Origin of the sequence: Staphylococcus sp. GDX7P312P (assembly GCF_008385775.1) — a bacterium.
Lineage (GTDB): Bacteria > Bacillota > Bacilli > Staphylococcales > Staphylococcaceae > Staphylococcus > Staphylococcus haemolyticus.
On record NZ_VUKI01000047.1, the window covers coordinates 23,515 to 32,705 of the forward strand.

The following is a 9,191-nucleotide window of genomic DNA, read 5'->3' on the forward strand; positions in this document are numbered from 1 at the left end:
TACCATAATTTTTATAGCATTAAATTGAATTAAATGATGGATTGATGAAATTACGCACTCAAATGACAATGTATATTGCTTCATTAAAAAAATAACCTAAGACATCTTTAACATCTTAGGTTACTTAGTTCATAACTAATATTTATTTTGTTAATTATCATCAAGTTAAAATTTAATCATGCGATTGATTCAACTTGTCCTCGTCATTTTCTTCAGAAATTTGCTCCATTTCTTTGCCCAATGTTTTCAAGTCATCTAAATCTTGAACCATCGCATTTTCTTCCTCATGATAATTCAATTCTGAATCTTTATTTTTAGTCATAACTCAGACCTCACTTTTAAATTTAAGCAAATCTAGCAGTGAAATATTCTTTAACATCCTCAGGTAAACCTTCTGCAGCTGCTCTATCTAAAACAACTGTTACCATTCTATGAGCTTTTAAATCAGATGGTTCAAAGCTAGATTTACCATTTTCTTCATAAAGTTTTTTAACAACTTCACGTTTATTAGCACCAGTCACAACTAATACTACTTCTCGCGCTTTTAGTAATCCTTGTCTTACATTTACATTTAAACTACCTGATTCATCAATAGAAGTAACTTGTAAAATTAATTTACCTTTATTTTCTTTAGTTTTAATTTTGTCATCAATTAAAGATTCTGCATCATCATCAAGATTAATTGGATAAATTTGACTAGCAGGTACACCTAATGCTTCATAGTAAGAGCGATTATCGTCATAATCTAAGATATTTACTTGACTAAAATCAACCGCATTATGATCTACATCTTTCTTTAACTCATCTAAAACAGGTGCAGCATCCTTTGTTAAATGAATTCCCGCAATAGTTGTAGGGTTATTATTAAATTGCTTTCTAATGATATCTGCTGTGTACTCAGCTACATGTTCTACATCATTAAATACTTTAAAGTTCATTGCCATTGTCATTACACTCCTCTTAGTTCATCAATGTCATATAAATAACGTATTATTCGTTAAATTACCCTATTAGACACTAAATCAAACTATTTTAAAAATGTTATTATAAATCACTATTAAATATAACATTTTTTAATAAATAGATGCATTGAATTTTAACTAACAAACTACTTATTAGGATAAGCCTGGGAAATTTTGTTGTCGCAATGCTTCATAAATTAATAAAGCGGCTGTGTTAGATAAATTTAACGATCTGATATTTTTACTCATAGGAATTCTTAATGCCGTGTCAGCGTATTTCTCTTTTACCCAATCCGGTAATCCAGTCGTTTCTCTTCCAAATATAAAATAATAATCTGTATCTTCTTTAGAAAAATCAAAATCACTATACGTTTGTTTTCCAAATTTAGTTAGTAAGTAGTACTCACCTTGAGTAGCATCGAAAAAGTCTTCAATACTTTCATGATAAGTAATATTTACATGCTCCCAATAATCAAGGCCAGCACGTTTTAACATCTTATCATCAGTACTGAAGCCCAAAGGCTTAATTAAATGTAAATGTGTGTTCGTTCCTGCACAGGTACGTGCAATATTACCAGTATTTGCAGGAATCTCTGGTTGAAATAAAACAATATGGTTTGTCATTTAAAGTTTCCTCATTTCTAGTCCTTTTATCATTTCATTTTGAACTTCTTCAATTTCATTTTCATAGTTTGCAACTATAAATTCACGTGCATCTTCACCTTGAATTTGGCCAATTGCCCAGTATGCCGTCCCTCTTATCATAGGTCTTGGATCATTTAATGCAACTTCCTTAAGTTCTGGTATTGCTGTCTCTTCATTAAAATGTGCTAAAGCTATGATTGCATTACGTTGAATTGGTTTTTTACCTCGCCAAGCACCAGCTAAATGCCCATATGTTTGTTTGAATTCTTTATTGCTCATTTGTAATAACGGTACCAATCTTGGTTTTAGAATCTCAGGTTCTAGTATAATGTCATCATGTGTTGTATTGATTCCCCTATTTCTAGGACAAACTTGTTGGCACGTGTCACATCCATATAAACGATTGCCTATCTTATATCTATATTCATCTTGCAAATATCCTTTAGTTTGAGTTAAAAAACTAATACATTTTTGAGAATTCAATTGACCATTTCCAACAAGCGCCCCTGTAGGACATCTATCTACACAAATTGTACAATCTCCACAGCTATCAAGTAATGGATCATCAGGTTCAAATGGGATACTCACTAACAATTCACCTAAATAACTCCATGTTCCTAAATCTGGATTAATAATAAAACCATTACGTCCAGCAAATCCTAAACCTGCTCGTTCAGCAACGGCCCTATCTGATAATACACCAGTATCAACCATACTTTTTAATTCTACATCAGGAATTTTAGATTGAATAAAATCAGCAAGTTTATCTAAACGTTTACGCATAATAGAGTGATAGTCTTGCCCCCAAGAGGCACGAGCAAACATACCTCGGCGATAACCTCTGACACTTTTAGGCGCACCTTTAAGCTTATTCGGATATCCAACAGCAATTGCTATAATTGAGCGTGCGGTAGGCAAACTTAATTTTGGCTCAGTTCTTAATGAAATATCTGACTCTTCAAAACCCGAAGCATAGCCATTTGCATGATAATCTTCTAATTTCTTTTTAAGTTCATCAAATGGATCGGCAGTAGTAAAACCTATACTATCAATACCTATTGAATATGCATAATCGATGATTTCTTGTTTAAGCCAATTATAATCCAATTCATTTGCCTCCTTAAAAATGATACATATGACATTTTAACATAATCCACATTATGAAATCGTTATTTATTTATATAATAATTGAACACTTTCCTAGTAAATATTCCAGTTCAATTTAAAAATAGCGAGTTTGAAACATGAAATAATGTCTCTGACTCGCTGTTATTTGTTTACTTATTATAAAACTCTTGATAAAAAGTTTTGCGTTCTTTGATGTGTTGGTGATTGAAATATTTGCTGAGGTGAACCTTCTTCAATAACATACCCATCTGCCATAAATATAACTTTATCACTCACATCTTTTGCAAATCCCATTTCGTGTGTAACAACAACCATTGTCATTCCTTCTTTAGCTAAATCTTTCATTACCTTTAGCACATCATACACTACCTCTGGATCCAATGCAGACGTAGGTTCATCAAACAATATAATATCTGGATGCATAGCCAGTGCCCTTGCAATCGCAACTCTTTGTTTTTGTCCTCCAGATAATTGAGAAGGATATACATTTGCCTTATCTTCAAGTCCAACTTTTTCTAATAAAGTTAATGCCTCTTGTTTCAATTGATTTAAATCGCTTTTATTTAATAACTTAGGTGCCAATATGATGTTATTTAATACAGTTTTATGTGGAAATAGATTAAAATTTTGAAAGACCATGCCCATTTTTTGACGTAATTTATTTAAGTTATTTTTGTGATTAGAGAGTTCATTACCTTCGAATATAACCCTTCCATTTGTCGGTGTTTCTAACAAATTCATACATCTTAATAAAGTGCTTTTTCCACTTCCTGATGGTCCTATAATCGCTAATACTTCACCTTTTTTAATCTCTAAATTAATATCCTTAAGCACTTCATTTTTTCCAAATTTTTTATTTAAATTTTCAATTTTAATCATTTGCTTTCAGTCTCCCTTCGATTAAACTCATTAATCTTGATAATGAAAAAGTTAATACAAAGTACATACATGCTGCTATGATTAATGGCGTAAATGGATCAAATGAAATACCTTGAACAACCTGTGCATTAAACATAATTTCACCAACCCCAATTGTAGATATGATTGATGATTCTTTTATTAAAGTTACAAATTCGTTTCCTAGCGCTGGCAATATATTTTTAAAAGCTTGAGGCAATATGATATGAATCATTGTTTTTGAGTAGTTTAACCCCAAGCATTGTGCAGCTTCAGTTTGACCTTTATCAACTGCATTAATTCCAGCTCTAATTATCTCAGCAATATAGGCTGAAGAATTAATAACTAAGGCAATCGTCCCACAAATTAAAGCTGAAATGTCTAATCCTAAAAGCGCGGTAGTGCCAAAAAATACGATAAACACTTGCACTAACATCGGTGTTCCTCTTAAAAATTCTATATATATTGTTGCGGGTAAAGAAATAATTTTAAACTTACTTAATTTTGCAAGTGCAATAAATGACCCGATTATTGCTCCACATACAACACCAATTAAAGAGATTATTATAGTGTTTTGTAATCCTTTTAAGAAAAAAGTTCCATACTTTTGAATAAAGCTTCCATCATCAACCATTTGTTCTGAAGCAATATCCATATATTTATTAATTAAATGTTTATCTTTAACATCTTTAATAGAGTGATTTAAGTGTTCTAATAAAATTGGTGAGTCTTTCGGTAGTGCTATAACTGTGGGTTTCTTTTCTTCGTTGAAAGAAACATGGGCAATATTTAAATCCTTATTTTGCTTAGCATAAGCATCTGCTACTGGTTTTTCGATTACTAAGCCATCAATTTTTTTACTTTTAAGTGCCAAAATTGCATCTGGTAAACGATTTAATGAACTTATTTGTGCATTTTCTATTTCTTGCTGTGCAATTTTTTCCTGTTCACTGCCCTTTTGAGCTCCTATTTTTTTATTATTAAAATCACTCAACTTATGGAAGGTATCATTATTATTTTTTCTAATTAACATAACATTTCCTGTTTCCATATATGGATCGGAAAAATCAACTTCTTTTTTTCTTTCAGGTGTTGTTGTCATTCCTGATATAATTATGTCAATTTTTCCAGTTTTCAAAGCTCCTAGTAGGCTATCAAATTGCATATTCACTATTTTTAACTTTAAATGATTATCTTTGGCAATTTTTTTTGCTAATTCAATATCTACACCAGCATACTCTGTTTTACCATTTTTAGTTTTTTCAAATTCTAATGGTGCGTAATCAGCTGATAATCCTACTCTTAATTCACCCCTATCTTTAATTTTATTCCAAGTTGCATCTTCATCAGCTAATGCCATTGGTTGTATGTATATCAATGTCAAACTAATTAAGATTGCTATCGCAAGTACTTTTGTTGATTTTTTCATAAGCAACCTCCTTTAATTAATTCATTATTATACATATAAACGCATTAATATACAATATAAATTTTAAAAAAAGAGTGAAACAAAATTCGATTTGAATCTTTGTCTCACCCCGACAGGTTAACTAGAGTTGAGAAAAGGTCAATATAAACACTTTCTCAATTCAGTTAAAAGGTTTGAATTAAATTTATTTCATTATATAAATTAAACTTTTGTACATACATCTTAATTGCTATTATTGTTTAGGAATTTCGAATTTGTATATACCATCATGATAGCTTGGTATTAATTTTTTGCATATTTCATGTATAATGAATGCACTCACAAATGGAATAACAAAATAGCCGAAAACGAGCAAAATAATATTTATAGTAGCGTCTCCAGACATTCTATTAAATGCATTAATCGGTCCTACCAAGCCTGTATAACCAAATCCGGCAGATAAAGGTGTACCTTTAATACCTATAGCATATGCCAATACACCAGAGACGATACCATTTAAAGTTAAAGGAACTGCAATAATTAAATGTTTTAAATAGACTGGAATCATCATCTTCGCTGCACCTATAAGTAAAACAATATTAACCCCCATAGAGTTAACTCTTATTGAACCGAATATAAAAGTCACACAAGCTGCGACAATGCCCATGTTAGCAGCACCACTTCCCAAACCAGTTAGACTTATAGCTGTTACTATGGCGACTAATGAAATAGGTGTAACCATTAACAATGAGAAAGTCACACTAATTAGTATAGACATAATTAAAGGATTAAGATCAGTGAATGAATTCACCATATGGCCAAGTCCTTTAGTAATTGTTTGTACATAAGGTAAAGTTAATAAACCAATTAATCCACTTAATACAGGTATTAAAACTGGTAATATAATCATTTCAAGTGAGCCTAATTTCCCTTGTAAAAACATATACATTGCACAAGCTATAATTACAACTAATATAATATTGATTATATCTCCAATACCTTTTAAAACAATGCCCTTAGCTGTAAATTGAACCGCTCCAGATCCAAGCATAGCGGCTACGCCTACCATACATGAACCTGCCCCATTAAACTTAAATTGATGTGCAGCTAAAACACCGATAATAAATGCCATGAATGATTGAATTATCATTACTAATTGAAACACAGTTTCGAGCATTGGATGTGCATCCATAAATAACTTCAAAAATTCTCCTAATAACGCATTTGGCAATAAAGCTAATACTACTCCAGCACCTACCGCATTTAGAATATTACTAAAAAAATACTTTAAACTTACACGTTGTTTACTCATAGTAGCCTCCGTTTTTAAACATTAGCTTTATCTTAGTACAAACTAATGTGTTTAACAATATGAACATTTCTTTTTTAATCAAAAATTAATGCTAATATTTAAAAAAATGCCATTGATAAAACTTAACATAAGAAGTTAAAAAAATTATAAATATAATAGTTTAATAACTGATACTTAATCACTGACTAGAAAATTGAAAAATTCAAATCAATTACAAAACAAAAAAAGTGGAAACGTTGTTAAAACAACATTTCCACATTAAGAATTATACCGGCGGTCGGGGTCGAACCGACACTCCAATACAGGAACGGGATTTTGAGTCCCGCGCGTCTGCCAATTCCGCCACGCCGGCTCAATTTTTGATAAATAAAAAACTTCCGTTTGGAAGCAAAAACATGGAGCGGAAGATAGGATTTGCACCTATATCTCGTTCCGGGAAGGAACGTATTCTAAAAGTTGAAATACTCCCGCATTATTAAAAATTATTGGAGCGGAAGATAGGATTTGCACCTATACCTTGTTCCGGGAAGGAACATATTCTAAGAGTTGAAATACTCCCGCATTATTAAAAATTATGGAGCGGAAGATAGGACTTGCACCTATACCTTGTTCCGGGAAGGAACATATTCTAAGAGTTGAAATACTCCCGCATTATTAAAAATTATGGAGCGGAAGATAGGACTTGCACCTATACCTCATTCCGGGAAGGAATGTGTTCTAAAATTGAACTACTCCCGCATCGTGCATGGAGGCGGCAACCGGATTTGAACCGGTGATAAAGGTTTTGCAGACCTCTGCCTTACCACTTGGCTATGCCGCCAATAACTGGGCTAGCTGGATTCGAACCAGCGCGTGACGGAGTCAAAGTCCGTTGCCTTACCGCTTGGCTATAGCCCATTAATAAAATTAAGGGCGGTTGAAGGGAATCGAACCCTCGAGTGTCGGAACCACAATCCGATGCGTTAACCACTTCGCCACAACCGCCATGGCAGGGACAGTAGGAATCGAACCCACATCAAAGGTTTTGGAGACCTCTATTCTACCGTTGAACTATGTCCCTAATTTAAGATGGTGGAGGGGGGCAGATTCGAACTGCCGAACCCGAAGGAGCGGATTTACAGTCCGCCGCGTTTAGCCACTTCGCTACCCCTCCATGAGATGGTGCCGGCCAGAGGACTTGAACCCCCAACCTACTGATTACAAGTCAGTTGCTCTACCAATTGAGCTAGGCCGGCATAACAAAATGGTTCAGGACAGAGTCGAACTGCCGACACATGGAGCTTCAATCCATTGCTCTACCAACTGAGCTACTGAACCATAATTTGTAATGGCGGTCTCGACGGGAATCGAACCCGCGATCTCCTGCGTGACAGGCAGGCGTGTTAACCGCTACACTACGAGACCTAAAAGATAAATTGCGGGAGGCGGATTTGAACCACCGACCTTCGGGTTATGAGCCCGACGAGCTACCGAACTGCTCCATCCCGCGATAATAATTAATGGCGGAGGAAGAGGGATTCGAACCCCCGCGGCCCGTTAAGGCCCTGTCGGTTTTCAAGACCGATCCCTTCAGCCGGACTTGGGTATTCCTCCACTAATTAAATGTAAATTACTATAAAATTATTAAATGGCGGTCTCGACGGGAATCGAACCCGCGATCTCCTGCGTGACAGGCAGGCGTGTTAACCGCTACACTACGAGACCAATAAAATACGGAGGAAGAGGGATTCGAACCCCCGCGAGCCGTTAAGCCCCTGTCGGTTTTCAAGACCGATCCCTTCAGCCGGACTTGGGTATTCCTCCAAAATTATATGGACCTTGCAGGACTCGAACCTGCGACCGAACGGTTATGAGCCGTTAGCTCTAACCAACTGAGCTAAAGGTCCAAATTATAATTCTACAACTAATAAGTAGTGGCGGTGGAGGGGATCGAACCCCCGACCTCACGGGTATGAACCGTACGCTCTAGCCAGCTGAGCTACACCGCCGTTATCTAGTTTGTAAATTTAATATGGTGGAGACTAGCGGGATCGAACCGCTGACCTCCTGCGTGCAAAGCAGGCGCTCTCCCAGCTGAGCTAAGCCCCCATATTATTTATATAATTAAAGTTCCTATCGGGAAGACAGGATTCGAACCTGCGACCCCTTGGTCCCAAACCAAGTGCTCTACCAAGCTGAGCTACTTCCCGTAAGAGAACGCGCCCGATAGGAGTCGAACCCATAACCTCTTGATCCGTAGTCAAACGCTCTATCCAATTGAGCTACGGGCGCAAAATTATATATGGTGCCGAGGACCGGAATCGAACCGGTACGGTGATCTCTCACCGCAGGATTTTAAGTCCTGTGCGTCTGCCAGTTCCGCCACCCCGGCACTATATTAGAAATAATGGAGCGGAAGACGGGATTCGAACCCGCGACCCCCACCTTGGCAAGGTGGTGTTCTACCACTGAACTACTTCCGCGTATGCGGGTGAAGGGAGTCGAACCCCCACGCCGTAAGGCGCTAGATCCTAAGTCTAGTGCGTCTGCCAATTCCGCCACACCCGCGTATACATGTGAGCCATAGAGGATTCGAACCTCTGACCCTCTGATTAAAAGTCAGATGCTCTACCAACTGAGCTAATGGCTCAAAATAGATGGTGCCGGCCAGAGGACTTGAACCCCCAACCTACTGATTACAAGTCAGTTGCTCTACCAATTGAGCTAGGCCGGCAATATATTATTTTGATAAAATGGTGGAGAATGACGGGTTCGAACCGCCGACCCTCTGCTTGTAAGGCAGATGCTCTCCCAGCTGAGCTAATTCTCCATTATATTATGCCTGGCAACGTCCTACTCT

At 36.1% G+C, this 9,191-nt stretch carries 7 protein-coding genes and 27 tRNA genes; all 34 read right to left on the bottom strand.

Annotated elements, in window-relative coordinates:
• Positions 1-172: 172 nt before the first annotated feature.
• Positions 173-322 (bottom strand): SAS053 family DNA gyrase inhibitor, encoded by a 150-nt coding sequence (locus tag F1592_RS11485; RefSeq protein ID WP_107637350.1) that lies wholly within the window; start codon positions 320-322, stop codon positions 173-175.
• Between the two features lie 22 nt (positions 323-344).
• Complete coding sequence (locus tag F1592_RS11490; RefSeq protein WP_011275409.1) at positions 345-944, bottom strand: 6-phosphogluconolactonase; 600 nt, start codon at positions 942-944, stop codon at positions 345-347.
• Positions 945-1,115: 171 nt separating this feature from the next.
• Positions 1,116-1,586: a tRNA (uridine(34)/cytosine(34)/5-carboxymethylaminomethyluridine(34)-2'-O)-methyltransferase TrmL gene (gene trmL / locus F1592_RS11495; protein WP_053016826.1), complete on the bottom strand. Its 471-nt coding sequence runs from the start codon at positions 1,584-1,586 to the stop codon at positions 1,116-1,118.
• Positions 1,587-2,714, bottom strand: coding sequence for a tRNA epoxyqueuosine(34) reductase QueG (gene queG / locus F1592_RS11500; RefSeq protein ID WP_149809754.1), 1,128 nt, complete (start codon positions 2,712-2,714; stop codon positions 1,587-1,589).
• Positions 2,715-2,891: 177 nt separating this feature from the next.
• Positions 2,892-3,614, bottom strand: a complete 723-nt coding sequence (locus F1592_RS11505; RefSeq protein WP_016931345.1) for an amino acid ABC transporter ATP-binding protein — start codon at positions 3,612-3,614, stop codon at positions 2,892-2,894.
• On the bottom strand, positions 3,607-5,061 hold the full coding sequence (locus tag F1592_RS11510) for an ABC transporter substrate-binding protein/permease (protein WP_053016829.1): 1,455 nt from the start codon (positions 5,059-5,061) through the stop codon (positions 3,607-3,609). The genes F1592_RS11505 and F1592_RS11510 overlap by 8 nt, the downstream gene beginning before the upstream one ends.
• Positions 5,062-5,293: 232 nt before the next feature.
• Positions 5,294-6,352 (bottom strand): PTS sugar transporter subunit IIC, encoded by a 1,059-nt coding sequence (locus tag F1592_RS11515; protein ID WP_149809753.1) that lies wholly within the window; start codon positions 6,350-6,352, stop codon positions 5,294-5,296.
• Between the two features lie 268 nt (positions 6,353-6,620).
• Positions 6,621-6,704 (bottom strand) — tRNA-Leu (locus F1592_RS11520).
• Between the two features lie 44 nt (positions 6,705-6,748).
• Positions 6,749-6,823: transfer RNA gene (locus F1592_RS11525), tRNA-Gly, on the bottom strand.
• 15 nt (positions 6,824-6,838) lie between these two features.
• Positions 6,839-6,913 (bottom strand) — tRNA-Gly (locus F1592_RS11530).
• Positions 6,914-7,016: 103 nt separating this feature from the next.
• Positions 7,017-7,090: transfer RNA gene (locus F1592_RS11535), tRNA-Gly, on the bottom strand.
• A gap of 8 nt (positions 7,091-7,098) precedes the next feature.
• A tRNA-Cys gene (locus F1592_RS11540) sits at positions 7,099-7,172 on the bottom strand.
• A 5-nt stretch (positions 7,173-7,177) separates the two neighbouring features.
• Positions 7,178-7,249, bottom strand: a tRNA-Gln gene (locus tag F1592_RS11545).
• A gap of 14 nt (positions 7,250-7,263) precedes the next feature.
• A tRNA-His gene (locus F1592_RS11550) sits at positions 7,264-7,336 on the bottom strand.
• Between the two features lie 2 nt (positions 7,337-7,338).
• Positions 7,339-7,412: transfer RNA gene (locus tag F1592_RS11555), tRNA-Trp, on the bottom strand.
• 9 nt (positions 7,413-7,421) lie between these two features.
• A tRNA-Tyr gene (locus F1592_RS11560) sits at positions 7,422-7,505 on the bottom strand.
• A gap of 6 nt (positions 7,506-7,511) precedes the next feature.
• Positions 7,512-7,587 (bottom strand) — tRNA-Thr (locus F1592_RS11565).
• A gap of 9 nt (positions 7,588-7,596) precedes the next feature.
• Positions 7,597-7,669 (bottom strand) — tRNA-Phe (locus F1592_RS11570).
• An 11-nt stretch (positions 7,670-7,680) separates the two neighbouring features.
• Positions 7,681-7,756 (bottom strand) — tRNA-Asp (locus tag F1592_RS11575).
• 11 nt (positions 7,757-7,767) lie between these two features.
• Positions 7,768-7,841, bottom strand: a tRNA-Met gene (locus F1592_RS11580).
• Between the two features lie 11 nt (positions 7,842-7,852).
• Positions 7,853-7,945: transfer RNA gene (locus F1592_RS11585), tRNA-Ser, on the bottom strand.
• 35 nt (positions 7,946-7,980) lie between these two features.
• A tRNA-Asp gene (locus F1592_RS11590) sits at positions 7,981-8,056 on the bottom strand.
• A gap of 9 nt (positions 8,057-8,065) precedes the next feature.
• Positions 8,066-8,155 (bottom strand) — tRNA-Ser (locus tag F1592_RS11595).
• A 9-nt stretch (positions 8,156-8,164) separates the two neighbouring features.
• Positions 8,165-8,238 (bottom strand) — tRNA-Ile (locus F1592_RS11600).
• Positions 8,239-8,266: 28 nt separating this feature from the next.
• Positions 8,267-8,340, bottom strand: a tRNA-Met gene (locus tag F1592_RS11605).
• 24 nt (positions 8,341-8,364) lie between these two features.
• A tRNA-Ala gene (locus F1592_RS11610) sits at positions 8,365-8,440 on the bottom strand.
• Positions 8,441-8,467: 27 nt separating this feature from the next.
• Positions 8,468-8,541 (bottom strand) — tRNA-Pro (locus F1592_RS11615).
• Between the two features lie 8 nt (positions 8,542-8,549).
• Positions 8,550-8,623, bottom strand: a tRNA-Arg gene (locus tag F1592_RS11620).
• Between the two features lie 11 nt (positions 8,624-8,634).
• Positions 8,635-8,723 (bottom strand) — tRNA-Leu (locus F1592_RS11625).
• Positions 8,724-8,739: 16 nt separating this feature from the next.
• A tRNA-Gly gene (locus F1592_RS11630) sits at positions 8,740-8,814 on the bottom strand.
• Between the two features lie 3 nt (positions 8,815-8,817).
• Positions 8,818-8,899 (bottom strand) — tRNA-Leu (locus tag F1592_RS11635).
• A gap of 9 nt (positions 8,900-8,908) precedes the next feature.
• Positions 8,909-8,981 (bottom strand) — tRNA-Lys (locus tag F1592_RS11640).
• Between the two features lie 8 nt (positions 8,982-8,989).
• Positions 8,990-9,065, bottom strand: a tRNA-Thr gene (locus tag F1592_RS11645).
• Positions 9,066-9,085: 20 nt separating this feature from the next.
• Positions 9,086-9,161: transfer RNA gene (locus F1592_RS11650), tRNA-Val, on the bottom strand.
• Positions 9,162-9,191: the final 30 nt, after the last annotated feature.

Excerpts from the sequence above, each read along its gene's own strand:
- F1592_RS11505 (WP_016931345.1), bottom strand. The coding sequence starts at position 3,614 with ATGATTAAAATTGAAAATTTAAATAAAAAATTTGGAAAAAATGAAGTG.
- F1592_RS11515 (WP_149809753.1), bottom strand. The coding sequence starts at position 6,352 with ATGAGTAAACAACGTGTAAGTTTAAAGTATTTTTTTAGTAATATTCTA.
- trmL (WP_053016826.1), bottom strand. The coding sequence starts at position 1,586 with ATGACAAACCATATTGTTTTATTTCAACCAGAGATTCCTGCAAATACT.
- F1592_RS11510 (WP_053016829.1), bottom strand. The coding sequence starts at position 5,061 with ATGAAAAAATCAACAAAAGTACTTGCGATAGCAATCTTAATTAGTTTG.
- F1592_RS11485 (WP_107637350.1), bottom strand. The coding sequence starts at position 322 with ATGACTAAAAATAAAGATTCAGAATTGAATTATCATGAGGAAGAAAAT.
- F1592_RS11490 (WP_011275409.1), bottom strand. The coding sequence starts at position 944 with ATGGCAATGAACTTTAAAGTATTTAATGATGTAGAACATGTAGCTGAG.